The organism is Alteribacter populi, from assembly GCF_002352765.1.
Taxonomy (GTDB): Bacteria; Bacillota; Bacilli; order Bacillales; family Salisediminibacteriaceae; genus Alteribacter; species Alteribacter populi.
Genome location: NZ_KZ293963.1, coordinates 3,407,253 through 3,432,091, shown reverse-complemented (window position 1 = coordinate 3,432,091; position 24,839 = coordinate 3,407,253). Strand labels below are relative to the sequence as shown.

18 protein-coding genes are annotated in these 24,839 nt (G+C 40.4%); 7 read left to right on the top strand and 11 right to left on the bottom strand.

What is annotated here, in order from left to right:
* Nucleotides 1–35: 35 nt before the first annotated feature.
* The 5 genes from CDZ94_RS15955 to CDZ94_RS15935 all read right to left on the bottom strand — a co-directional run bounded on the left by CDZ94_RS15955 (nucleotide 36) and on the right by CDZ94_RS15935 (nucleotide 8,760).
* Complete coding sequence (locus CDZ94_RS15955; RefSeq protein WP_096438706.1) at nucleotides 36–2,747, bottom strand: alpha-mannosidase; 2,712 nt, start codon at nucleotides 2,745–2,747, stop codon at nucleotides 36–38.
* On the bottom strand, nucleotides 2,744–3,388 hold the full coding sequence (locus tag CDZ94_RS15950; RefSeq protein ID WP_096438704.1) for a YesL family protein: 645 nt from the start codon (nucleotides 3,386–3,388) through the stop codon (nucleotides 2,744–2,746). Before CDZ94_RS15950 ends, CDZ94_RS15955 begins: the two co-directional genes overlap by 4 nt.
* Before the next feature lie 6 nt (nucleotides 3,389–3,394).
* Nucleotides 3,395–4,294, bottom strand: a complete 900-nt coding sequence (locus CDZ94_RS15945) for an ROK family protein (protein WP_157911773.1) — start codon at nucleotides 4,292–4,294, stop codon at nucleotides 3,395–3,397.
* Nucleotides 4,272–5,684, bottom strand: coding sequence for a glycoside hydrolase family 1 protein (locus CDZ94_RS15940; protein ID WP_096438700.1), 1,413 nt, complete (start codon nucleotides 5,682–5,684; stop codon nucleotides 4,272–4,274). The genes CDZ94_RS15945 and CDZ94_RS15940 overlap by 23 nt, the downstream gene beginning before the upstream one ends.
* A 412-nt stretch (nucleotides 5,685–6,096) precedes the next feature.
* A complete protein-coding gene (locus tag CDZ94_RS15935; RefSeq protein ID WP_096438698.1) occupies nucleotides 6,097–8,760 on the bottom strand; it encodes an endo-beta-N-acetylglucosaminidase in 2,664 nt (887 codons plus the stop codon).
* A 737-nt stretch (nucleotides 8,761–9,497) separates the two neighbouring features.
* Here CDZ94_RS15935 and CDZ94_RS15930 point away from each other — a divergent pair.
* Together CDZ94_RS15930 and CDZ94_RS15925 are read left to right on the top strand one after the other, a co-directional pair.
* Nucleotides 9,498–10,949 (top strand): M28 family peptidase, encoded by a 1,452-nt coding sequence (locus CDZ94_RS15930; RefSeq protein WP_096438696.1) that lies wholly within the window; start codon nucleotides 9,498–9,500, stop codon nucleotides 10,947–10,949.
* Entirely contained in the window at nucleotides 10,946–11,926 is a 981-nt protein-coding gene (locus CDZ94_RS15925; RefSeq protein ID WP_096438694.1) for a M28 family peptidase, read from the top strand. The genes CDZ94_RS15930 and CDZ94_RS15925 overlap by 4 nt, the downstream gene beginning before the upstream one ends.
* Nucleotides 11,927–12,194: 268 nt before the next feature.
* Here CDZ94_RS15925 and CDZ94_RS15920 read toward each other — a convergent pair whose 3' ends face one another.
* The 3 genes from CDZ94_RS15920 to CDZ94_RS15910 form a co-directional block, all read right to left on the bottom strand.
* On the bottom strand, nucleotides 12,195–12,506 hold the full coding sequence (locus CDZ94_RS15920) for a hypothetical protein (RefSeq protein ID WP_096438692.1): 312 nt from the start codon (nucleotides 12,504–12,506) through the stop codon (nucleotides 12,195–12,197).
* 340 nt (nucleotides 12,507–12,846) lie between these two features.
* Nucleotides 12,847–13,542: a copper homeostasis protein CutC gene (locus CDZ94_RS15915; RefSeq protein ID WP_096438690.1), complete on the bottom strand. Its 696-nt coding sequence runs from the start codon at nucleotides 13,540–13,542 to the stop codon at nucleotides 12,847–12,849.
* A gap of 609 nt (nucleotides 13,543–14,151) precedes the next feature.
* Nucleotides 14,152–14,832 carry an N-acetylmuramoyl-L-alanine amidase family protein gene (locus CDZ94_RS15910; protein WP_096438688.1) on the bottom strand — a complete coding sequence of 227 codons (681 nt, stop codon included), beginning with the start codon at nucleotides 14,830–14,832 and terminating at the stop codon, nucleotides 14,152–14,154.
* 233 nt (nucleotides 14,833–15,065) lie between these two features.
* Between CDZ94_RS15910 and CDZ94_RS15905 the strand changes: the two genes are divergently transcribed.
* The 4 genes from CDZ94_RS15905 to CDZ94_RS15890 all read left to right on the top strand — a co-directional run bounded on the left by CDZ94_RS15905 (nucleotide 15,066) and on the right by CDZ94_RS15890 (nucleotide 19,514).
* The gene (locus CDZ94_RS15905; protein WP_198520774.1) at nucleotides 15,066–15,920 is read left to right on the top strand and encodes a MurR/RpiR family transcriptional regulator; all 855 of its coding nucleotides are present in this window, start codon (nucleotides 15,066–15,068) and stop codon (nucleotides 15,918–15,920) included.
* 150 nt (nucleotides 15,921–16,070) lie between these two features.
* Nucleotides 16,071–16,961: an N-acetylmuramic acid 6-phosphate etherase gene (gene murQ / locus CDZ94_RS15900; protein WP_096440920.1), complete on the top strand. Its 891-nt coding sequence runs from the start codon at nucleotides 16,071–16,073 to the stop codon at nucleotides 16,959–16,961.
* 24 nt (nucleotides 16,962–16,985) lie between these two features.
* A complete protein-coding gene (locus tag CDZ94_RS15895; RefSeq protein WP_096438686.1) occupies nucleotides 16,986–18,347 on the top strand; it encodes a PTS transporter subunit EIIC in 1,362 nt (453 codons plus the stop codon).
* A gap of 84 nt (nucleotides 18,348–18,431) precedes the next feature.
* Entirely contained in the window at nucleotides 18,432–19,514 is a 1,083-nt protein-coding gene (locus tag CDZ94_RS15890) for a DUF871 domain-containing protein (protein ID WP_096438684.1), read from the top strand.
* 109 nt (nucleotides 19,515–19,623) lie between these two features.
* Here the strand turns inward: CDZ94_RS15890 and CDZ94_RS15885 are convergent, their stop codons facing one another.
* From CDZ94_RS15885 to CDZ94_RS15875, 3 genes are read right to left on the bottom strand one after another with little or no spacing between them, the layout of a single operon-like run.
* Nucleotides 19,624–20,988 carry an amidohydrolase gene (locus CDZ94_RS15885; protein WP_096438682.1) on the bottom strand — a complete coding sequence of 455 codons (1,365 nt, stop codon included), beginning with the start codon at nucleotides 20,986–20,988 and terminating at the stop codon, nucleotides 19,624–19,626.
* Between the two features lie 17 nt (nucleotides 20,989–21,005).
* On the bottom strand, nucleotides 21,006–21,713 hold the full coding sequence (locus CDZ94_RS15880) for a small-conductance mechanosensitive channel (protein ID WP_096438680.1): 708 nt from the start codon (nucleotides 21,711–21,713) through the stop codon (nucleotides 21,006–21,008).
* Between the two features lie 18 nt (nucleotides 21,714–21,731).
* Complete coding sequence (locus tag CDZ94_RS15875) at nucleotides 21,732–22,445, bottom strand: DUF5058 family protein (protein ID WP_096438678.1); 714 nt, start codon at nucleotides 22,443–22,445, stop codon at nucleotides 21,732–21,734.
* Between the two features lie 243 nt (nucleotides 22,446–22,688).
* On the opposite strand from CDZ94_RS15875, the gene CDZ94_RS15870 reads away from it, so the two are divergent.
* On the top strand, nucleotides 22,689–24,812 hold the full coding sequence (locus tag CDZ94_RS15870; RefSeq protein WP_198546726.1) for a helix-turn-helix domain-containing protein: 2,124 nt from the start codon (nucleotides 22,689–22,691) through the stop codon (nucleotides 24,810–24,812).
* Nucleotides 24,813–24,839 lie beyond the last annotated feature (27 nt).

Sequence of the window (24,839 nt, the reverse complement as noted above, 5' to 3'; positions counted from 1 at the left end):
GCAAAACCCAATTTATTCATCAACATTCAACAAAGTTATTTAACATCGGCTTCAACTAAAAAAGTTACAATTTCATATGGATTTACCGGTTGACCCGCTAATTTTCCGGTTACTTTCTCTTTCTTCTCCTCTATGATGTTAGACTCGTATACCGCTTTTTCTCCAAGACAATCGACCGTTAATGGAATTGACCTTGAGGTAGGGTTAAACCACCGCAAAATCATGCCGCTACCATCGTCCGTTTGTTTTGACGTTGTTAACACGAGCCCCTCTCCTTCCCAAGTAAATAAGCTTTTCACATTTGGGAGTACCCCGTCTTGCTGACTGACTTGAACCATTGTAGGCGTAAAAGGATAATCATACGCCGTTAAATAGGCATGAGAAGAAAGAACACTGTCCTCATGCGGAATGATCATAAATTCCGCTTTATTTATCCTTAAACATTGTGCCTCTGGCGATTCAAACACACCCCAATCGCCCATCTCTCCAACTGACCTAAGTAACGTAACGGCGATCGTATCCTTATTTAAAATTTCATATTCATGTAATCCTTTCGTAGCAATGGTTAAACCGCGCTGCTCATCGTTTAAACTGACAAAACGCTGCATGTGATGATCTACTGAAGGATTTTTCCATTCTTTTTCTGGTTCATTCGGACGCTTTGCAATTTCAAAAATGCTATCAGCGTAATGATGAACATTCTGTTTCCCGACAGGAAAGAGTGCACGTAAACGATGGTCTTTTGCCGTGTTGTTGATTTCAACTTCTACTTTTAACCCCTTTGCTTGCTTCTCTAAAAGCAGCTGCGTTTTTATGGTTATGTCCGTACTTTCTAAACTCCTCCCTGATCGGCGTTCCGGATGCCACACAAGATTCTCTCTTTCAGTTTGTAGATTCTCATCTGCTTCTTTCGGGACCGAAAAGCTCGTATGAATCGCTACTTTTGCAACGTATGGGCTGTCTTCAAGGATTTGCACAGAAGCTGAGGCATTTTCGGTCGTTAAAACTTCTCCATCTCCAGACTGTTTATACATATACTCATTTCCGATATCACCGGTATTTTCATAGATTCCTAACCGGTTGTACGTTTCATGGGTTTGTTTATTTGTTAATGAATAGCTTCCATTTGGATGAATGTCGACAACAATATGCTCATTTTCTAAGCTATTTTTATCCTGGTTCCACATCAGTACAGTCTCTCCCTCTTGTAAAGGAGCTTCATCTGGAACTAAGAAACAGCACTCGTACCCAACATGAACGTTTGTCTGATAAAAAAATGTTACTTCTACTTCCCTTGCATAATAAGGCTTTCTAAACTGATCATTAGGGAGATCATACCCAAAGCGAACACCCAAGTCTTTTATTTGAACAGAGGTTACTGAACCATCCGCAAGCTCAACATGATAAGAAGGCAACGATTCTGACTTAAGCTTGCCTGGAATGGATCTAAAATCCATTTCATCAAAATAAATCTTCTTTACTTGAACCTTTTCTGTGACCACCTTTGATGTCGGCTGTCCGCTCGTATGGAACAAGACCATCGGTATCGCATCTTCAATTGGATGATTTGTATTTATTGTGCTGGCTATTTCCATACATTGCTCATCCACCAGCTTAGTGGCACCTTTTTCTACTTTTTCAAACCTCGTCACCATTTCACGATGAACGGAATCAACACTACAGCCGCATATACTATCGTGTGGGTGATTTTCCATTAATAACTTCCAGTAGTACTCTGAAAAATCATTGAAAAACTGTTTATTGTTCGCCAACAATCCTATCGGTTCTACCACTCTTTCTAAAAGCGTTTGACAGCGGTCATTCGCCCGCTTTAAATAAATGCGGGAAGAAGCTGTATTGACAAGCGTCGACCAGCCATCCGTTTTTTGATTTCTTAACTCTCCATTGATTTCTTGCAGCGTATGAGGCAAATCTTTTTTTACATTCATCAGATAATCTTGAAAGCTAGTATGCTTAAAGCTAACAGAAGGGTAGAGCTCATTCGCTTGCTTAATCGCTTTTGTAATGTTTTTTTGAACAGGCTGGTGGTCACAACCATTCATAAATAAAAGATGAGAAGTGGAGGCAAACTTTTCCGCCTCTGTGAGCTTCTTTTCCCAAAACGCCTTCGCTTTTTCCCGATCTTCGGGTATTTCGTTCCCGTTTGAGTACCAATTCGCAAATAACACGCCTAATACGGAAGAACCATCCGGCGATTCCCACACTAACTCTGAGTATGGAGAGGCATAGTCATCAAGATGATGAACTTGATTGTTAAAGCCCGTCGGTGTTACCCCTCTTCCAAACGTAGCCACATCAATGCTAGCTTGTTTTAATAGCTGAGGCGCTTGACCGTATATACCAAACGTGTCCGGGAAGTAGCCAATTTTACCTTCTTGCCCCAACTTTTTTGTCTCTTTCATGCCGTAAAATAGATTTCTTACATTTGCTTCAGAGCTCGTTAAAAAAGCATCCTGCAAAATATACCAGGGACCAACGATTAATCTACCTTCACGAATATATTTTTTTACTTTTTCGCTTTTTCCTGGGCGAACTTGCAAGTAATCATCAATCATAATTGTCTGTCCGTCCATATGAAAACTATGAAAATCAGGGTCTTCATCTAGTAACTCCAGCAAATCATCTACTAATTTCACTAAGTAATACCGATGTTCCTCTAATGACATATACCATTCCCTGTCCCAATGGGAGTGAGAAATAATATACGCTGTTTTTTCATTCTTCATGATTTTCCTCCTTCAACCGCTGCATTTTCCCATTTTTCTTGCATTTGCTTATAACGATTTAACGATACTTTCATAATCCAGTAAGCTGGCATGACCCCTAAAGCAAAAGGAATGAGTCCGGGAAGCTGAAAAATTAAATAGCCGACCACAAACAATCCGAAGCCAATTAAAAAATTCTGCTTATAGCTTATGAATGTGATAATAAACGGCTGTAGTAAATATCCGGTAAACGATTGCTCAAAATGAACGTAATAAGAGAAGAAATAAAGAAAGGAAAATAGATAAACAATAAGCAACAATATAATGGCGAGTGTACTAAGAAGTGCAACCATCCCTTGGATTTGACTGACGAGGTAGAGATCCAAAATTAAAAAGCCGCCAACCAAAAGATAAATCCACCCTAAGCCATTCGTTTTCCAAAAATTCCTCTTATAATACGCGTGATAGTTTTTCCATATCGGCTTATCGATGCCTCCGTTAAGCCATTCTCTTGTTGTCGCAAATAATGAAACCGTTGCAGGAAATATTCCTAATACGACACCTCCGAATAAAACATGGAGAAACCATATCCAGTTGAGAAGCATCATCCGCCAAATCCAATTGCTGCATTCTGTAAAAAAACCACCGATACGATCAAACATGTTCTATCACCACTTTCCGTATTTTTCTTTCCAAACATACGCAGCACCCAGAAGCTGGGCTTTATCAAGATGACGACAAAGCTGAACGTTCGGATGAATGGAGGCAAATGACAGGTTTTCATAAATACGATCCAGCTGCCGATGGAGTTGATCCATAAAGCCAGGCTGCCTTGTCACTCCACCTCCAATAAGAATTTTTTCCGGGTCGATCATATACTGAATGTTAAATACACCCACTGCTAGCGAATGAAAGAATTCATCGATTGTTTTCTTTGCTTCGGCATGATCTTTCTTGGCATATTCAAAGGCTAACTCTCCTGTCCATCCATCGAAAAAAGGAGGTTCCTCTTTTAACCTGCGCGTTATAGCTGAGGACGACCCTACAATACTCCATGTATCGTAGGTGTTTTCTTGCCGTTCACTGGACATAATCGCATAGCCAAACTCACCACCGTGTAAGTTCGCCCCTTTATGGAGCTGGTTATTGATCACGATCGCGCCACCTACCCCTGTTCCAACTACGATGCATGCATACGTTTCGACATCGCATGCAGCGCCATTCCACTTCTCCGCTAACGCTGCACAGTTCGCGTCATTTTCAATCGAAACCGGCAAATCGTAACGCTTCTCTATCCCAACTTTTATATTTTGCTCATGTAGAAATGGAACAGAGCTGTAACCGAGAACCTCGCCAGTATCCTTCACACTACCCGGACTACTAATGGCGATACCTTTAATTTGATAATTGGTTACGGTCTGCTTGTAATAATGAGTCAGGGCCTGAACCAGTTGTTGAAAAGTAGCAGGCGTATCTACTTGACTCTCTTCTAGTAGCTGCAGGTTGTTAGAAACGAGAGCCAGCTTCGTATACGTCCCCCCTATATCAACCGTCAGTAGAACACTCATCATTCATCTTCCTTTGTAAATGATTAGAAGCTGTGAGTTCCCGGAACCACATTCCGCTCTTTTTTGTATGACGCTCTTGGGTCGTTATATCCAACCTGAACAAGCCGTACCGGTTTTTATATGCGTTCAGCCAAGACCAATTATCGACAAATGTCCAAACATGATAGCCAAAGCAATTCGATCCTTCTGTTATCCCCTTATGAAGCCATTCCAAATGATTTGTAATAAATTCAATTCGGTAATCATCTTGCACTTCTCCTGATTCATTCAGAAACTGTTCTTCACCCTCAACCCCCATGCCATTTTCAGCGACATACCACGGAATATTTCCATAATGGTCTCTGATATTGATCGCAATATCATAAAGACCCTGTTCATATATTTCCCACCCGCGATGAGGATTCATTTTACGACCAGGCCATACGTAAGGCTCAAAGTAATGATGAAGAGAGAGAACGCTAGTATGATCTTTATTTACTGGACGTTGGGCTCTTTTAGGCTGATAATAATTAACCCCAAGAAAATCAATGGGATTCTCTTTTATCACTTTCACATCATCCGACTCGTATTCCGGGAGTACACCGATTTGCTTTGCCCAAGTGATGAGTTCCACCGGATATTCCCCTTTAACAGCAGGATCTAAGAAACTACGGTTAAAAAATAAGTCTGCCCAATTCGCCGCTTGCACGTCCTCAGGTTCTGAACTCTTCGGATAGGTTGGCGTTAAGTTTAAAATCAACCCGATCCGCCCTTCTTTTATTACCTCTTTAAATTGTTTTACTGCATGTGAATGAGCCAGCATCGTATGAAAAGCTGCCTTCACAGCGCGTTTTAGGTCGTATATTGCCGGTAAATGTTTATCATTTAAATAACCCATTTCAATCGGTACCATTGGCTCATTAAATGTCACCCAATCACTAACCAGATCGCCAAATAGCTCAAAAGCTGTTTTTGCATAATACGCAAATTCATAAACAACCTCTTTATTTTCCCATCCCCCCTGTAAATGAAGACGCAGCGGCATATCGAAATGATATAAGTTGACGATCGGCTTGATATTGTTTGCTATTAAGCTCTTAAAAACCTCACGATAAAAGCTCACCGCTTCGTCATTGATCCGCTCCCCATCTGGTAATAATCTCGCCCATGAAATCGAAGTGCGCAATGAGTTCATGTTAATCTTTTTCATATTTTCAATATCGGTTTCAAAATGATGGTAAAAATCAGATGTCCGCTCTGGCCCTACTCCTCCATGAAAACGTTCCGGAGAGGTGCTAAACCAATAATCCCAAACCGTCTCTGACTTCCCCCCGATTGATGAAGCTCCTTCAAACTGTGGAGCTGATGTGGCACTTCCCCATAAAAAGCCTTTCGGAAAAATTAAACTCATGCTTTCCCCCCTCAAGAAATCGCTTTCATTTACTTATCTATAATGATAGCTATATTTAACAAAGATTGAATAACATCTATCTAAGTTCTTTAAAAATTGCATTAAAACTAAAAAATTTTAATGTGTTGAGTGCACCTGGAATTAAGCTTTTACTCCATAAGAAAAACAGCGTTAGCTTCCGCCGTATGTTTTAAAGTCTCAAGGATGCTTTACAACTTCATCAAAGTAAGTGAATTCTACACAAAAGAGGGATTATTATACACAATGGAGAGTTTATTCTACACAAAAGTCAAGGAATTCTACCAAAAGCCCTTGAGACGAGCGGCGTGAAGGTAGCTGTCCGCTCTATAAACTTTCCTTATCTTCAATAAAAAAGGAAAGAAGATTTCTCTTCCTTCCCTATCTAGTATTATTAATATCCATATGCTTCTAGTTGATAAATCCGCACTGCTTGATCTCCACCTTGGGTAGGCTGCTGAACCGATAGTCTGATATATCTAGCAGTCGTAAGCGGGATCGTATGCTCAGAAATAGCCTCCGTATTGTTATGAACGGACACTAACGGTTCCCAATGTTCACCGTCACTACTCGTCTCAATAGTAAACTCCCTTGTATTAAACGCAGCTGGTTCCCCTCCAGCCTCAGCATGTTTGACAACAAAGCTTGACAGCTCATATTCATCTAGCAAATCTACCTCCAACCAGTGGTCAGAACCTATCGCACACCACTTGCTGTTATCAGTAACTTTACCGTCGATCGCATTCATCGGACCTTCGTTTGGTGCACATTGTCCGCTAGCAGTCGCCTGTTTATTTAAAGCGACATTTACGATATCTTGGGCATCCTCAGTGATCGTAATATAGTCTTCTCTTACTAATACATCCTCGCCTTCCGTATTTTTTGCTGTCAACGTAACTGAGTAAGTCCCCTCTTCTTCAAAACGAACGATGGGATTTTCTACTTCACTAGTTGACGGTGTCCCACCTTCAAAGTGCCACTCTACTTCTTCAGTTACTTCTGAAGACCGATTGTAGAACTCGATCTCCTCTCCTGGCTGTGCCACAGTTTTGCTGACACTAAAATCTGCATTTGGCGTTGGGTAGTCCGGCCAGTTAAAAGGAACCTCTAAATGATGACGACTTCTCACAAGATGCTCATTTACAGCAACGATCTCAAGCGTCGTATTCATTTCTTTATTTTCTCGCCTTAAATCAGAAATCGCATACGCTTGATTCGGTGTCGCCCCTAAAAACTCTCGCTCACCATTGGATAATGTACGGTAAATTTCATAGTGACGGATATCTTCATCATGCTCCCACGATAATCGGACGTTTGCATAGATTCCATCTGCAAATGACGTATCAATTACTTCAGGATTAGATGGTTCTCCTGGAGCTTCCTTACGATCGTGTTTATTGTAAACCGATAGCTCACCAATATTCATTTGATAGTCTTCGATTTCAGACTCAGAATCAAAGGAAAGAGAAATGGCAGCGATTTCTTTTCCTTCATATTTGTGTAGCTTTATCCGATCCGTTCTCCAGTCTCCGTGACTTTTCTTCTTCACATCAAAAAACGTAAACTCCTCTGGTGAATCTACAAAACTCACACCGACTTGCATATTCGTATCTTTTTCGGTTGTTTTATAGGTAAGTGAAATCTCTGTATGCTTTTTCACAGGCAGCTTCGTTTTATAAAGCTTCACATCGGTTGCATTTTCTTTCGATAGCGAACCAGAAACCTGTAAAGAACTCCCACCATAGTAAGCTTCGTCCCAATCAAAATCGACATCCAATGGCTCCCCTTCACTTTCCGTAATCCATCTCCATGTCGGTAATATATCTTGTAAACTACGGTTATTCCAAGACTTGCTCGTTTTTTCAACCCCGTCTACTGCAAAAAAGGTACCGCTACCAGTATTAAAGTGGGTAGTAAAAGGCAACTCATTTATCACTGTTTTTTCAGTAAAATAATGAGCCATCCCTTTCCAGCTTTCATTTTCTTCAGTATGTCTTGGATCTCCTGCTTCCCCAATCCAAAACTCTTCTTCCTTTTGATAAAACTCTTCCATATTTGATGATGATTTAAAAGCCCAATCCGGCCGGTAAATGCCTAATGATGCAAATGGGTTATTCTCTTTAGGAAACAAATTGTCCCAATTCACATAGGTGTCTGTCCCATTTGCCTCCACATCAATTCCGGCATACAAATCATACGGGTTTCGCTCAATTTCAACCGCTTTATCATAGGAGCTCTCTTGGCTTTCATTCCACCACCAAAAGTTAAGGAACATACTATCTGCGACTCTCGTATCTTCGTCTTGTAAAAACATTTTATTATTGTCCGTTAAATAGTTTTGCCACCTAATCTCTCCTGTGGAAACCATCGAATCATACCACATAATATGCATATCTTCTCGCTTATTATCCTGCAGATAAATTAAAAAGTCCTGCATTTTCTCCGCTGTTTCTACATTGCCACCTTCTGTCTCCTGATTGATAAACCATCCATCAAAACCATAATACTCTGCGACTTCTAAAAGCTGATCCGCTGCAGGAAAAGAGCCGTCCTCTCGCTGTGTTAACATTTGCTCAACCCACTCTTCCTGACCTCCATAGACCTTAGGTGGGAAAAATACATTCCCCAATATTTGTACCCCATTTCGATGCGCTGAGTCCGTGACGTCTGCACTAGGTGGAGTGATAATTCCTTCTCCTGCAGAGCCCGCCCAATATACCATAAGGTCCACGTACTGCCAAAAACTAAATGTATTCGCAAAAAAATCGCTCCCACCTTGCGAAGGAACACCGCTCGTATTTTGATTTAACGCTGATAGCGCCACTAATTTAGCATCTGTTTGCTGTGTATCATTAATTGGAAAAAAGCTATCTCTTTCAGCTAGTGGTACCGAACTCCTATTAAATTCTGAATCCGGATCATCATTCGGATCCCATTCTAGTAAATCTTCTGGATACCAGTATGAAGACTCTGGAGCAGAAGCCATGCTTATACTAGGAAAAACACCGATCAATAATAACAAAACGAAACACGACACCAATAATAACCTTTGTCTCATCACTTATAACCACCCTCATTCTCAAATTTGAATAATAAAACTAGAGCTCCATATCACCTAGATCACTACCATCTACCTTTTTCCACCCCCTTCGCACAAAATCCACCATATAAAAACGCTTTCACGAATTAACCTTCAAATGTTCACAAATGATTTTTGAATTATCTCACTATTTTTCGTTAACCTTATGTAAAGACTTTTACGAAGTCAATTCGCAGGAAAGAAGTTATTAATAAATTACATAAAAAATAAGGTTATTACATCATATATTGATGTTTGATTCTTTAACGTTTAAAAACTGCGAGCACAACATTTGGTAGAATTATCTAGATTTTGTGTAGAATCAATCCCACTTCATGTAGAATAGCTGCTGCTTTTGGTAGAATAATCTTCATTTTAAGTAGAACCACAAATTCAGCGGAAAGTAACACCGTTTGGTAGAACCCCCCACTTTAACTTTTCATCCTTACGGCCTAGTCAAACCCACCTATAATTATCTCAATATTCCGATTAAAAGGTAGTTTGTCCTATTGGCAAGATTACCCTATTTTTAGACAATATTCTTGTAAGCTATTATTTCGTTTAACTAAATTTGTTTATCGAGAGGGGGGTATTAAAGATCAAGAGTAGAGCTCGATTTAGAGATCTGCTCCCATTTTAAACGTTTCTCTCAACTTCAATAGCTGGTTTCCTACAAACCACGCGCTTTTACATTTAAAATAGGAGGTTTTCACTTTATGACTAAAAAAATCACGCTTGTTTTTTTAGGAGCACTGATGGCCTTTTCGGGGTTGTTTGCTGTTCCTCAGGGTGCAGGAGTTGTCTCTGATTCAACGGCTTACGCAGAAGCTCCCGGTAAATCGGGTTCAGCATTTGACCGGCGAATTACTGAGAGGTTCGACTCTGATCGTGCCATGAACCACATCTCTCACTTAGCCGAAGAGATCGGCCCTCGTGTAGCTGGAACCGACGAGGAACGAGAATCAGCCGATTACATTCAAGGTGAGCTTGAGCAATATGGCTATGAGGTTTCAACGCAGGAGTTTGATATTGCCGATCGTCTAGAAGGACATTTGCAAACGTCACTTTCCGATGATGAACTCGCGATTCGCATTGGAACTGGCTCCGCATCAACCGACGGAGAGGGTGTCAGTGGGCAAGTTGTCCATGCCGGTCTCGGTTATGAAGATGATTTCCCGGCTGATGTAGAAGGCAACATTGCCCTTATTGAACGAGGAGAGTTTAGTTTCTGGGAAAAGGCTGCCAATGCGACAGAAGCGGGGGCTGCAGGTGTCATTATTTATGACAATGCTGAAGGTCTCGTCCCTCCCACACCGAGCTTAGGTGGAAACGAAGCGTCTATTCCTGTAGTCGCAGTCACTCAAGCAGATGGAGAAATGCTTCTTTCTGAAGACGACGTTACAGCTTCCCTACGAATCAGCGCAGTGACAGATCAAACGTCACAAAACGTGATCGCGGTTAAAGAGCCTAAAGGAAAGCCAGTCGAAGATCCTGAGATTGTTTACGTAACCGCTCACTATGACAGCGTACCGTACTCTCCAGGTGCAAGCGACAACGCTTCTGGAACGTCAGTCGTTTTAGAGTTTGCAAGAATTATGGAGGCCTACCCAACTGAAAAAGAAATCCGCTTCATTTTTGCCGGAGCTGAAGAAATCGGTTTAGTAGGATCGAGATATTATGTAAGTCAGCTATCTGATGACGAAATCAACCGAAGTGCTGCCAACTTTAACTTAGATATGGTCGGTACGAATTGGGAGAATGCGACTAGTCTCTATGTCAATGTCGTAGACGGCGCTCCGAACCAAGTTTGGCAATCTGCTAGTGCTGCAGCTGAAAGATTAGATAATGATACCCTTGTACTCTTTGAGCGCGGAGCTTCTGACCACGTTGCGTTTTACGAAGCGGGAATTGATGCTGCTAACTTTATTCGAAGAGAGCCTGAAACAGCATCACTTGAGCCTTGGTATCACACGCCATTTGATACAATCGATAAAATTAGCCAGGACCGCATCCAAGAGGCAGGAGAACTTATCGGTTCTGCGATTTATGATTTTGCCCGTAAGGATATACCAGGACAAAACGGAAATAAAAACCGTGCGAAGTCTATGAATACAAAAGACTACCTATTAAACGAAGATGAAAGCTTAAGAGAGGGGACTAGACAATGATAAAAAAACATATGATGGTCGTTGCCGTTTTTGCGTTGATGTTTTCAATGATTCCAATGTCCACTTTTGCCGCACCACCGAATGATAAAGCGGGGCAAGCCTTCGATAACCGGATCATTAAACAAATAGATGTCGATAACGTGTATGACCACGTTTACCATTTATCTGAAAACATCGGACCTCGTGTAGCGGGAACCGACGCTGAACTTGAAACGGTTGATTATTTAGTAGAAGAGTTTGAAAGCTATGGCTATGACAACGTTGAAATCCAGCCCTTTGATCAATTAGGGTTCACGTCCTACAACGTCATTGCGACAAAAACACCAAACAATGCGAACCAAGACAGTGGACAAATGCTCATCGTCGGTGCCCACCATGACTCTGTTCCTGGATCTCCTGGTGCAAACGATGATGCTTCTGGAACAGGAGCATTACTAGAGCTTGCTCGTGTTATGTCCAATGCACCAGTCGATAGCGAAATCCGCTTTATTGCCTTTGGCGCTGAAGAAAGAGGATTAGTTGGTTCTCGTCACTACGCTTCGACAATGACAGAAGATGAAGTCGAAAGAACAGTTGGGATGTTCCAACTAGATATGATCGGTAGTGCCGATGCTGGTGACTTAACGATGTTTACCGTTGATGGTGAGCAAAATACGGTTACTGACCTCGCTGCATCTGCAGGGGCGCGCGTGTCTCAAAATGATATCCCTCCGTTTAGCATGCTTGGCCGCAGTGACCACGTACCGTTTTACGAACGAGGCATCCCAGCAGCGTTATTTATTCATACGCCACTTGAACCATGGTATCATACACCGGACGATACGATAGAAAACATCGACATCGACAAGCTTGAAGATGTCACAAAGATCGTCGGCGCAGCTGTATACCACGCCGCAAGACCGGATACTCCAGCACTAGAGCGTTCTCAAGTTGCCCCACAGCCGGTTGATTATTATTACGAAGATCCTCAGTTGTAATTTAAAGAAAAGCGCAAGGCGCCTGCTAATCGGCGACATGCAAATGTTCTGTCCGATAAAAAGTGCTTTTTACTTTTAATCGGGCAGGTTATTTGACACGAGCCGGTGGCGCCTGGAGCTAGACATCGAAACGTAGATTTTTATGCTTTCATAACTATTAAGAAAAACCGCATAGCGGTCTTTTATTAAAAACAGCGTCAGCTCGCATGTTTTAAAGTCTCAAGGATGCTTTTCCCTTGAGACGAGCGGCGTGAAGGTAGCTGCCCTCTTACAAATTCTTAGCTCTTAAAAAAGAGGGTTTCTCCAGAGACACCCTCTTTTCATTAATACGGTACACATTTCCGCTTTCTAAAATATACCATTTACCTTTATCTTCACCAAGTACAAGGTAGATACTCCAACCTTCCTGACATAGGCTTGAAATTTCTCTTGTGACCGTAATGGGGCCAATGCTTTCCCGCTCGCCAAGCGCTTCATCTACCCAGAGCTTGCCTTGCTCAATTTTTCCTACAATAAAGTAACCTTCTACAATGTCTTCGTACTCTTTATCCGGGGATTTCATTGCATGATGAAAGATCATCGAAGCCAGTTTCTCAACATAACTTTTGACCACCCAATTTCTGTCGATTTTCCTATAATTTTATCATATAGAGTGAGGAGAAAAAGGAAGGAATTTATAGGGAAAATATGATTGCGCTTCCCTCTCAATGGATCCATTGAGAGGGAAGAGTAGTAAGAGCAATGACTGTTCTCAGCAGTTTTAACCCCAAAAATGAGAGAATGAAAGATTTTAACTCATTCTCTCAAAAACCTATACGACCTATTAGACTAAAATGAATCTAAACATATAAAGCCCTGCCCAAAAATACTTAGGCAACGCTTTTTCTTAAAAGTACTTCAGTGTTACGTATCTCGATCGATTATACTTCACTAGTTACCACTTCACGAAACCACTTCACCTTCGCTTCATCAATCGGCTTTGCAAACGAACCATCCACTCTCACACCAGAACCAAAATGGTATTCGTTCGCTTTTATTGCATGAGCAACCTCCTTAAAAGTCGGTTGTTTGAGCCCGCTACCAACTAAGATTTCCGGCCCATCCAACTCCTTTTGCAGGTCCATCAACGTTATTAAAGGAGCTGTTTCTTTAACAGCCTCTTGCCCTCCAGAAGTTAACACGCGACTTATCTGATGTTTATATTTAGTAAGTGTTCGATAAGCACTCTTTAAATCTTTCGCTCCATCAAAAGCACGGTGGAATGTCACATCCATGTCTTCTGCAATTTCTAACACTTGATGAAGCGTCTGTTCATCAATATTCCCATTGCGATCGAGACAGCCAAACACGATCCCTTGAACACCGATTTTCCTCATCACGCCCAAGTCTTCCTTGATAATTTGCAAATCTTCTTCTGTATAGACAAAGGACCGACTATGAGGTCTGACCATCACTTGAACTGGGATCTTCACTTGCTTTATAACTCTTTGGATCATGCCATAGCTTGGTGTGAGGCCACCTTCACCAATTGATGTCACTAATTCTAAACGATCAACACCATATCTTTCAGCATCTCTAGCCTCTTCAGGGTGTTGCACGATGACTTCAAGTATCATGGGATCTGCTCCTTTATGTTTTCGTCATCTACATCGTACCTTATTGTTTCATTTTCCCCAACAATGAGCGAGTGGGGCATCGTTAGTTTGTAGAATTAGTGGTGTTTTATGTTGAATAAATCGCCTTTTGTGTAGAATTAATCCTGTTTTATGTAGAATTAATCTTTTTTTGTGTAGAATTAATCCCCTTTTATGTAGAATAAAGTTCATTTCAAACGGAATTATCGCTGCTTTTGGTAGAATAATCTTCTTTTGAGTAGAATTATCATTTCAGCAGTGGTTCTTTCTCTTTTGTAGAAATTACGTTATTTTTCAACAGAAATTTTTTTTGAGCGAGTGGGCGCATCGTTCTTTTGTAGAATTAGTGGTGTTTTATGTTGAATTAATCGCCTTTTGTGTAGAATTAATCCTGTTTTGTGTAGATTAATCCCCTTTTGTGTAAAATTAATCCTGTTTTATGTAGATTAATCCCCTTTTGTGTAAAATTAATCCACTTTTATGTAGAATAAAGTTCATTTCAAACAGAATTAGCGCTGCTTTTGGTAGAATAACCATCTCTGAAGTAGAATGACGAAAAAAACGCTTGAGGAATTTTTCCTCAAGCGTCTTTCACACTCTTTCCACGACTATTCTATCTGCTGAGCCCAAATGACGTTGAACCGCATTCAACACATTTTGCTCTTCTCCGTAAGCTCCTTCTTGAACGCCATCGACTATTACTCTGTGCAGACTGTTGTTGCTTCGTTGTAAATCAAACGCCCTTTCTAAACCATTTACATGACCTTGGGCAACGGTTTGCCGCCAGTTTGAATCACTTAATTTCTCCGCATCATCCGCATTGTCAATAAACCCGTTCTCAGTTAATATCGCTGACATAATTGTCTCTCGCAACACATGAAAGTTCGCCTTCTTTTTTCCACGGTTAGAAAGGTTGTTCACTTTCATAATTTCTTCGTGCATAATATCACGCAGCTGTGCTGTTTGAGAGGAATCAGATAAGCTGCTATGAATGTAGTCTTCATACCCTTGTGCAGATCCATTAAATGCATTCACGTGAATCGATAAAAAGTAATCGGCTCCCCAATTATTTGCATCATCCGTACGCGCGCTTAAACTCCGCGTTGTATCTGTTGTTCTACTCATTCTGACATCTACATCTTGATAGTTGTTTTCGAGAATGTCACGAATTCGTAGAGAGATATCTAAGGTAAGGTTCTTTTCCTGCATCCCATTTCCGGTAGCTCCTGAATCAGAACCCCCATGGCCAGGATCTAAATATATTTTGACCATTTTTCCTCACCTCCTCATACTATCAGGTATATTCATTATCTAGTAAATCGGTATAGACATGCTTCCTAGTCTTATGAAAATGGACTTTTAAGACCCAAGAGCTCTTCCCGTCATTTGTTTCACGTTTAACAAGGTCAACTTGATTTCATTGGTAAAAACAATAATAATATAAGTGCGTGTTAAAATTTGAACAAACAATATAAACAAGAATTCTTTAAAAAGATGTGATAATAATGCACCAGACGATGGTCTTGATGAAGATTGAACAACAACTATCTTCTTTTTCAACAGCAGAAAAGAAAGTCGCCCAATATGTGTTGGAGAATCCAGAGTTCATTCCTAATATGACGACGAAAGAATTATCCCAGCAAGCTCATGCGAGTGAAGCCAGTATCGTTCGTTTTTGTAAAAGAGTAGGTGTTGATAGTTTTCGCATGTTTAAGCTAGCCCTTGCAAAAGAGTTGACGAGAGGACAGGCTTATGTAAATAGTGCTTCTCTTTTAGATTCTGATGACTCACCGCCGATGTTATTTCAGAAAGTATCATCACTGAACCAAATGGCTTTAGAAATGACGTTTAATACGATAAGTTCTCAGGAATTTTCTAAGGCTGTAGAAACGATGAGTAAGGCTAAGAAAATTGCTTTGTTTGGCGTCGGAGGTTCTTTCACATCGTGTATTGATGGACAATACAAATTTATGCGACTAGGGTTTCATTCCTTAGCTTCCTCAGATTATCATTATATGGTCCCTTTCATTACGATGATGGGTCCTGAAGATGTTCTCATTTGTATGAGTACATCGGGGAAAACAAAAGAGGTCATGGAACTGGCCAATTATGCGAAAGAACGGGGAATCATGCTTATTGCGATCACATCCTCAAATACTTCCCCGCTTTATAAACAGTCCGATATCCAATTGCTAATGCCAGATATTGAAGTGGAACAACGAATAGGAAGTATTGCATCAAGAACAAGTCAGCTAAACCTTATCGACAGCTTATACGTGTCTATTTTTCATCGAATTGGCGAGGATTTATTAGAAGCGTTTGACAAGTCACGTGAAAAAACGAGAGAAAAAAGGCGCTAAACATTGAAGCATGGGATCCTTTCCCATGCTTTTCTTTTCGCATGGTTGAAATTACATTTCAGTAAATATAAAAAATATATTGATTTTCAATTTCGTAAATCATATAATGAAAGCGTATTCAAAATGGTATTTTTAGAAATGAGGTTTGTTATGTTAGAAAAATTAGGTACTGAAAAGCGTAATGAAAAATCAATGGATCTAGATGAAAGAACGACCTTTGAAATTTTAAGCCTTATGAATGAAGAGGATCGTCGTGTTCCAGAAGCCATTCAAAAGCAATTAAATGAAATTTCAATGCTCGTAGATCAGACAATAGAAGGAATTAAAAACGGGGGACGCCTTATTTATGTAGGCGCTGGAACGAGTGGGCGTTTAGGCGTTCTTGACGCTGCAGAATGCCCTCCGACGTTTGGGGTAGACTCCAGCCTCGTCGTTGGGTTAATAGCTGGAGGAGAAAAAGCATTCATCCATGCTGTTGAAGGAGCAGAAGACTCTCTCACTCTCGGAGAAGAAGATTTAAAATCTATTAAACTCAATAAAAATGACGTCGTGGTTGGAATTGCCGCAAGTGGTCGTACTCCCTACGTCATTGGTGCATTACAATATGCGAAGCAAGTGGGCGCAGTGACTGGAAGCATCGCTTGTAATGAGAGTGCACCAATCTCACGTGAAGCAAAGTATCCAATCGAAGTCGCTACTGAAAGTGAAGTCTTAACGGGTTCAACGAGATTAAAGGCGGGTACAGCGCAAAAACTCGTTCTTAACATGATTTCTACCGCAACAATGATTGGACTGGGGAAAGTGTATAAAAATTTAATGGTTGATTTACAGCCAACAAATAAGAAATTAAGAAAGCGATCACAGAAAATCATTATGGAAGCCACAGGTGTTGATGAAACAACAGCTTCAAACAAACTTGAAGAAGCAAATGGTACTGTAAAAGTTGCCATTGTCATGATTTTGGCAGATTGCAACCAGAACGAAGCAAAAGAAAAGCTAGAAGAAGCAAACGGATTTGTGAAACACGCAATTCAAGAATAAAGATAAGGGGGGAATTGATTTATTATGAAAAAAGAAGATGTGATTGTGCAAGGGATTATAGATCATACCGGCGGGAAAGACAACATCAAACGAGTAGCCCACTGTATGACTCGTATTCGTATGGAAGTCCATGACTATGAAAAAATCAATCTAGCAGAACTTAAAAAAGTTGAAGGCGTCATGGGTGTCGTCGAGGATGATACACTTCAAGTGATCGTCGGTCCAGGGACTGTTAATAAAGTAGCAGAACAGCTTTGTAACATTACAGGCCTTACTCTCGGTGAAGTGAAAAACTCAGACCACGTAGCAGAAGATATGAAAAGCTCGATCAAGAAAAAGAATAACACGCCAATTAAGAACTTCCTAAAAAGAATCGGCAGTATCTTTATTCCACTTATTCCTGCTCTTGTAGCGTCCGGATTAATTAATGGTGGAGCCAGTTTTGCACAAAATGCCGGAGCCGACCCAGAAACAACTTGGCTCCAAATCCTACTCGTAATCGGCGGAGGAATCTTCACTTACCTCGGCATTTTAGTCGGGTGGAACACGGCGAAAGAATTTGGCGGAACTCCTGCATTAGGAGCGATTGCCGGGATTTTAATTATTAACCCCGCACTCGAGAACATCACGTTGTTTGGTGAAGAGCTTGTTCCTGGACGGGGCGGTTTATTCGCAGTATTATTAGCAGCATGGTTTATGGCATTCATTGAAAAACGAATTAGAAAAGTCGTACCAAGTTCTTTAGATATTATACTAACACCTTTTATCACTGTTTTACTTGTCGGTGTTGCAACCATCGTCGTCCTTCAACCTGTTGGTGGAGTGATCGCTGACGGCGTAACAATGGGAATTAACTCTGTACTTGATATTGGTGGTGTTTTTGCAGGGGCCATTTTAGCAGGTACCTTCCTCCCTCTTGTTATGGTAGGGATGCACCACGGGCTAACACCGATTCACTTAGAATTTATTAGCGCACACGGAGCCACTCCGCTTCTCACCATTTTAGCTATGGCAGGAGCCGGGCAAGTCGGTGCAGCGATTGCTGTTTTAGTCAAAACAAAAAGTCAACGCTTGAAAAACACTGTCAAAGGTGCCCTTCCAGTTGGTTTCTTAGGAATTGGCGAACCACTACTATACGGGGTAACACTTCCGTTAGGACGCCCATTTATCACGGCCTGTTTAGGCGCTTCGATCGGTGGTGCTTTCCAAGCATTGATGACTACTTCCTCTTTAGGCATTGGCGTTTCAGGTTTGTCCCTTATTCCGTTAATTGCAGATAATCAATACTTTATGTATTTCTTAGGGCTCGTTATTTCTTATGCATTCGGATTTTTATTCACCTATTTATTCGGATATAAAGAAGAAATGGCTGAAAACCTTCAATAACTTTTTGAAAAAAGAAAGGCTGTATCATTATGGGTACAGCCTTTCTAGCTTTTTTATCTTAATCTACGAAATGGAGGGGTTGCTTTGAAAGGTGTATCTGTTTTTTTAGGTCAACAATCTCAACGCTACCAAGAGGACTATTTAAAAAGAATGAAGCAAGCAGGGTTCCGGTCGGTCTTTACCTCTTTGCATATTCCAGAAGACGACCCTACGATGTATATCAACGCGATCGAAGGTTTAGGTCAACAAACAAAGGAATTAGAAATGGGGCTGATCGCAGACGTTTCACCCGCGTCGTTATCGCACTTACATGTCGATTTAGACAATCTTAGTGACCTCCTCCAAAAAGGGATTACAGGTCTGCGAGTCGATTATGGGTTTGACGCTCAATCCATCGTCAACATTTCAAAGGAAATGACCGTTTGTCTTAATGCGAGTACATTAACACAAGAATTCATTGATGATTTATTCTCACAAGGGCTGGTAAAAGAAAACAGTGAAGTTTGGCATAACTATTACCCGCGCCCAGAAACAGGGTTAGATAAAGAAGCCTTTATAAAAACGAATAAATGGCTGCACTCGCTTGGCTTTACTACGATGGCCTTTGTACCTGGAGATTTAGTATTTCGCGGTCCATTACAAAAGGGGCTTCCAACGCTAGAAAAACACCGCACCACCTCTCCTTTTGCCGCAGCAAAGGAACTATGGGATTCGTGTGAAATCGATCATGTTTTCATTGGTGACCCTGAAATTTCTCAAGAAAGCAGCGAGATCTTTCGTCACTATCAAGATGACGGTGTTGTAACGTTGAGAGCTGCCTTTTCACCAATGACAGAAAATGAAAAAACCATTTTAAATCAAGAGCACCGCCAAAGACTAGACCCCGCAAGAGATGTCATTCGTTCAGAAACATCGAGGTCTTATGCTCAAAAAGGAAAAATGAACATTCAACCAGCTGACTCAACCAAGAATCATGCTCGTATGAGAGGAAGCATTACGATCGACAACGCACAGTATGGAAGGTATCAAGGAGAGTTACAGATCGTAAAAAGCGATTTACCAGCTGATTCAGCTGTAAATCTTATAGGTCACGTTGTAAAAGAGGACCTCCTATTAATTGACTGCATTCAACCGGGTGAACGGTTCGTGTTCAAATTGATCGAATAGTTAAATCCACAAAACCAGAAGGCGGGGCTCCTCTCCCGCTTTCTGGTTTTGTTTCGACGGTTTATTCGTAAATTCAATAAGGAATAACAATAGAACCGATCTCAATCCTTTAAATACCAGCCTTGTATTTCTTCCCTCTTGTGCGTTCGTTAAATTCTTCGGCTGCTGTTTCGAGCACATTGTTTTTATTCAATAATAGATCATAAGCTGTTAAGGCCATTGTTTTTGCGGCTAAGTGCATACCTTTATAGCCAATGGATGTTCCAAAAGAAGCAGTAGCCTGCCAGGAGTGAAGTTGGACACCAACAGGCGCACATGTCGTGCTAATCATCCCCATTGGCGTGATCCAGCTCACGTCACCTACATCGGTTGAACCTTGAATGGATTTTCCAGCTAGCTGTTTATCATAGAAGAAGTTTTTAGGGAGTAAGCCGTCTACTTGATTACCAAATGTCCCAGTCGTGTTTTTTGTTTTTATCGTTTCTACCAACTGTTCTGCAAATGATTGTTCATCTTCGGTAAAGACAAGTGAACCGCTTTCTTCCATATTACTGTACATTAATTCATTTAAACTATCATTTGGAAGGGTATCGTAAGGGAACGCCAAAATTTCAGATTCCACCTCTGTTTCAGTCATCAACGCCGCCCCTTTGGCGATATTTTTTACTCTTCTGAAAATGTCATCCACCTGATCCTTTGAAGCTGCTCTTAAAAAGTACCAGACACTCGCTTCTTCAGGAACAATATTAGGTGCCATCCCTCCATTTGTTATGACGTAATGGATTCGTGTTCCATCTTGAACGTGTTCTCGTAAGTAGTTTGTTCCGACATTCATGAGCTCTACACCATCAAGTGCACTTCTGCCCGCATGAGGTGCTGCCGCAGCATGTGCAGTAATCCCTTTGAAATGAAATTTAACGGAGACCATCGCTTGCATACTCATATTCATAACCGTATTAGAATTGCCAGGATGCCATGTGAGTGCAGAGTCCAAACCATCAAAAACACCTGCTTTGACCATATGCGTTTTTCCTGAAAGAACCTCTTCTGCTGGACAGCCATAATAACGAATCGTACCCATTAACCCTTCCTGATCCATTTTTTCCTTTACGGCGATAACAGCCTCCACACCAGCAGTACCAAGTAAATTATGGCCACAACCATGACCGGGCCCATCAGGGACAGCCTCTTCTTTCACATAACTAGCTTGTTGAGAAAGTCCTGGTAAAGCATCGAACTCACCTAGCAGGCCTATAATTGGTCTGCCACTCCCATATTCAGCGATAAATGCTGTATTAAGATCGCCAACAGGAGTTTGTATGTGAAAACCAGCCTCTTTTAATGCTGTCATTTGTACATTCGCAGCATAGTCTTCTTCGTACGCAAGCTGAGGATTGTCCCAAATTTTTTGTGCCATGTCTGTGAAAGTGTCTTTATTCTCTTCTATCCATTGCAATAAATTTGATTTACTCAATACGACCCACTCCTTTATTATGCCTTAGCTTCTTTTTTCTTTTCTATTAAAATACAAATGGTGACAGTTAACACGAGACAAAGTAACATTTTTATATAAACAACAAGCGGTGTTAAATTGACGATAAGCCCAATCGTTAATGCGATAACTCCGTAAATTGGCTTTTTAATTGCGAACTGGGCCAATACTCCACCGAAGATCGCCGGTAAAATAAGGGGGAAAATTTGCTGGATATTCTCTGGAATTACAGATATAAGAACTGACCCACCAAGAATAATCGGAATAAGAAACATCTTATTTACTAATGAGGCTGCTCCGATACCGAGGGTTGCCGTAATTTCTCCTTTTTTTGTCCCTGGTTCAGCACCAATTGCATTTTGAGCAGCGGCAGCAGAAGGTAGGCACATATTACCTACGTTCCCTGTGAGAAAACTAATGTACGTTCCAGAGACACCTAAAATCGGAAAATACATCATTGGCTCTAGTATCCAAACAACAGCAACAATTCCGGCATAGACAATAAAAGCAGTGAGAATAATATTCCAGCCAGGATGGTACCCGAGTATAAAAGACAGGTAGACAGGCACCAATAGCGTTAAAATAATAGCGGACCAAAGGGTGAATCGTCCCCAAAAATGAGCTTTGTTATGAAATTTTTCCATTGCTAAGTCATGAGAACTTCTCGAGTATCCCTCATTTATAATGTCTTCTTCGTTTATAGCCATTAGGTAACCCCTCATTTCTTATAAGATTGCCAAGGAACCGACGAATAAACTGGCAAGGATCGAGATTCCAAGTGACCACTCCCTTAGCCAGTTAATCTTATGTTTGTTAGAGAGTGTTGTTAAGATAATCATTGTTAAACTTGCAGTAATCACAACTAAAATGTACTCAAATCCTTTGACCATTTCAGCACTTGCTAAGTTACCGAAGGCAGCCACCATTGCGGCAGTTGTAACAATGGTCATTATTTTTTTGCTCTTATTGTTTTTATTTGTTACTTTTTTCTCAACCTTACTCATTGACCTAGTAGCCAAAGCGGTGAAAACTAACCAGCCTACTCCCCCAAGACACAGTGTCCAGACAACGGTTGTAAACGCTTGAACGTTAAAGTCAGAACTACCTAATTCAGTACCATATGCATTTGCCCCCAAGCTCGCACCCACAGATTCTATCGGTGCAGAACCGATAACTCCAATTCTCAGTAAAGTGAGTGGATCACCAAGAAATGGAATTAAAGAAATAGCGACAATGACAATCGCAAACGAAGGTCCTATTGCTGCAATGGAACCTGTTTTAAGAGCACTCTTAACTTCCACTGTCGTCATCCCTATCTCTTTACCCGCTTTAGTGGCTAAGGCAATAAACTTTATAGCTTGAAAAATTACAATAAACAAGACAAGTACAGCAAAAATCCAAACAATGCTACTGTTTGCTAACTCCATTGCCTGTTCCAATCATCAACGCCTCCCTCTTTTCTACGAAAGTATATTGCTTTTTTACCGATTCTCTCATTTACAGCAAAACTATGTTAGCGCTTACACTTTCCTATTCAATTAAAAAGTGTAACTTTCTTTTTAATTGAATGATTATCTACCCACTCAATTTATTGTATAATTCGAATATTGTGAATACAATGTGTGTTTATCTATAGTTTATAAAGGAAATGTAGACATCTTTACATAATGGAGGAGAGAAAAATGAATAACCTTGAATATGGTGGCATGTTTCTAAAGAGGAAGCTAAAAGATATTGCCTTTCAGATTTGGGGATATGACCATAATAATGATGAAACTCATTTTATTGACGGCTTTAGCCATCAACAAGCTACGCCACCTAAGTTTATTGAACTTCCAACAGGTTCTCCAGGATATAAAATAAATAAACAAAAAGGTAAAGTAACCTTACAATTTCATTACGAGACAGGAAATCAACTATGCGTTATTATTTTTCACGACTCAACCATATTGACGGAAGCAGAAGTTAAAGACCTGTATTATTTGATGAGTTTATATGAACTTGAAAAAACAATACAATTAAAGAATCAGGAACTCACGACAATGGTGGACAGCATACGTTCCATTACATCCAGCCTCAATCTTAATGAAGTACTGGAAAACATCATTAAGCACGCATTAAAAGTGATTCCTGCTGCAGATGCTGGTTATTTAATGCTTTATGATCCTGATACAAAAAGGCTTCTGCCAAAAGCACCTGTAGGCTTTACAGATAGTATTTATCAATTTAATACAAAAGTTGGAGAATCAATCACTGGTACAGTTTTTGAGGATGGAAAGGGAAGAATTTTCAATTCGCGACAAGCTCTTTTTGAGGGGATGCGCGCAAACAATATTTCAGATGAAAACCTTCACTATATTAACCTATCAGCCAATTTTACCGAGGGGGCCATCTGTGTACCGATCTCGATCAAAGATGAGAGAATTGGTGTCATGATTATTCATCAATGGAAAATCAAGCGTAAATTAAATGAACAAGATTTAAATCTATTGCAAGGCTATGCGGTACAAGCAGCAACTGCCATTCAAAATGCCCAATTTCATACAGAAACAAAACAAAGGCTCAGGGAGATTACCATATTAAGTAAACAGTTAGAGGAGAAAAATTCACAACTTCAGAAAAGGCAGGAAGTCCATGAAACGTTAATGAATATTTCTTTAAAGAATAAGGGAATTAATCAACTCATAGATGAACTAAAAAAAATGATGAAAAGAACGGTAGTTTTATTTAACGGCCTTGAAAATACATTTTATTCCCCTGATACAAGTGACTCTCCCAGCCTCAGCATATATGAAATTAAGACGATATTTTCAGAGAAACGCCAGGCTGTGTGCGTAAATATTACTGTAGATACTGAGAAGTCCTTTTATTTATACCCGATTTATAACGGGACACTGTTTCTTGGCTGCTTAATTATACAAATGACAGATATCCTTTCGAAATCTGACCAGATCACCATTGAACAAGGGAGTTCAATATTAGCATTAGAACTTTTAAAAAGACAAACAATTACAAAAAATTACCACAGAAAAACCTACGAACAATTTCAAGAGTTACTCGCTTGTGAAGACTCTTTTCAATTGAAGAAATTAGGAGAAGAGATGGATCTCTATACATCTTCCTATTGGATGATCGCCATTTTAGAGATCCCAAAATCGTCTGTGGATTTACAGTACATGGATATAGAGGTTGATCAACTCGTTTCAAAAATAAACACGGAAACTCTCCATATGGAAAAGCTGATCTATGGTTTTTATAATAAAATCATTTTATTACTTTCCCTTCCCCAGTCAGTTGAGGCGAATCGCATTCGTGAGAAACTTCAGTTAATTAGAAGTGAAAGGGAGAGCAGCGCAAGTCCTTTTTTTCGCGGCGGATTAAGTAATGTTTATAAAGGGCTGGAGAATATGAGGAAATGTTATGATGAAGCCCAAAAGACATTGACTTACCTAACTAATCACAACAGTAAAGAAATTATTCAATACGAAGATATTGGTTTAAACCGCTTATTTTTACACCAGTCTGCACAGGAGATTAAACAATTTATCAATGAAGCTCTAGCACCGCTATCAGCTTATAATAAAAAACATAAAGAGTTGGAAAAAACATTGTTTACTTATTTGGAACTAAATCGTTCCGCTAGTAAAACTGCCGAAAACCTGCATATTCACGTTAATACACTCTATCAAAGATTAAAAAAAATTGAAGACTTACTAGGTATAGACTTAAATGATACTGAAGATACATTAAAAATACAGCTTGCTTGCCATCTTAAAAAGTCACAAGCAGCGATGCATAGTATGTGAGTCCTAGCTTGGTGTTTGTTCCTTTAC

Excerpts from the sequence above, each read along its gene's own strand:
- CDZ94_RS15955 (WP_096438706.1), bottom strand. The coding sequence starts at position 2,747 with ATGAAGAATGAAAAAACAGCGTATATTATTTCTCACTCCCATTGGGAC.
- CDZ94_RS15950 (WP_096438704.1), bottom strand. The coding sequence starts at position 3,388 with ATGTTTGATCGTATCGGTGGTTTTTTTACAGAATGCAGCAATTGGATT.
- CDZ94_RS15945 (WP_157911773.1), bottom strand. The coding sequence starts at position 4,294 with ATGAGTGTTCTACTGACGGTTGATATAGGGGGGACGTATACGAAGCTG.
- CDZ94_RS15940 (WP_096438700.1), bottom strand. The coding sequence starts at position 5,684 with ATGAGTTTAATTTTTCCGAAAGGCTTTTTATGGGGAAGTGCCACATCA.
- CDZ94_RS15935 (WP_096438698.1), bottom strand. The coding sequence starts at position 8,760 with ATGAGACAAAGGTTATTATTGGTGTCGTGTTTCGTTTTGTTATTATTG.
- CDZ94_RS15930 (WP_096438696.1), top strand. The coding sequence starts at position 9,498 with ATGACTAAAAAAATCACGCTTGTTTTTTTAGGAGCACTGATGGCCTTT.
- CDZ94_RS15925 (WP_096438694.1), top strand. The coding sequence starts at position 10,946 with ATGATAAAAAAACATATGATGGTCGTTGCCGTTTTTGCGTTGATGTTT.
- CDZ94_RS15920 (WP_096438692.1), bottom strand. The coding sequence starts at position 12,506 with ATGATCTTTCATCATGCAATGAAATCCCCGGATAAAGAGTACGAAGAC.
- CDZ94_RS15915 (WP_096438690.1), bottom strand. The coding sequence starts at position 13,542 with ATGATACTTGAAGTCATCGTGCAACACCCTGAAGAGGCTAGAGATGCT.
- CDZ94_RS15910 (WP_096438688.1), bottom strand. The coding sequence starts at position 14,832 with ATGGTCAAAATATATTTAGATCCTGGCCATGGGGGTTCTGATTCAGGA.
- CDZ94_RS15905 (WP_198520774.1), top strand. The coding sequence starts at position 15,066 with ATGCACCAGACGATGGTCTTGATGAAGATTGAACAACAACTATCTTCT.
- murQ (WP_096440920.1), top strand. The coding sequence starts at position 16,071 with ATGTTAGAAAAATTAGGTACTGAAAAGCGTAATGAAAAATCAATGGAT.
- CDZ94_RS15895 (WP_096438686.1), top strand. The coding sequence starts at position 16,986 with ATGAAAAAAGAAGATGTGATTGTGCAAGGGATTATAGATCATACCGGC.
- CDZ94_RS15880 (WP_096438680.1), bottom strand. The coding sequence starts at position 21,713 with ATGGCTATAAACGAAGAAGACATTATAAATGAGGGATACTCGAGAAGT.
- CDZ94_RS15870 (WP_198546726.1), top strand. The coding sequence starts at position 22,689 with ATGAATAACCTTGAATATGGTGGCATGTTTCTAAAGAGGAAGCTAAAA.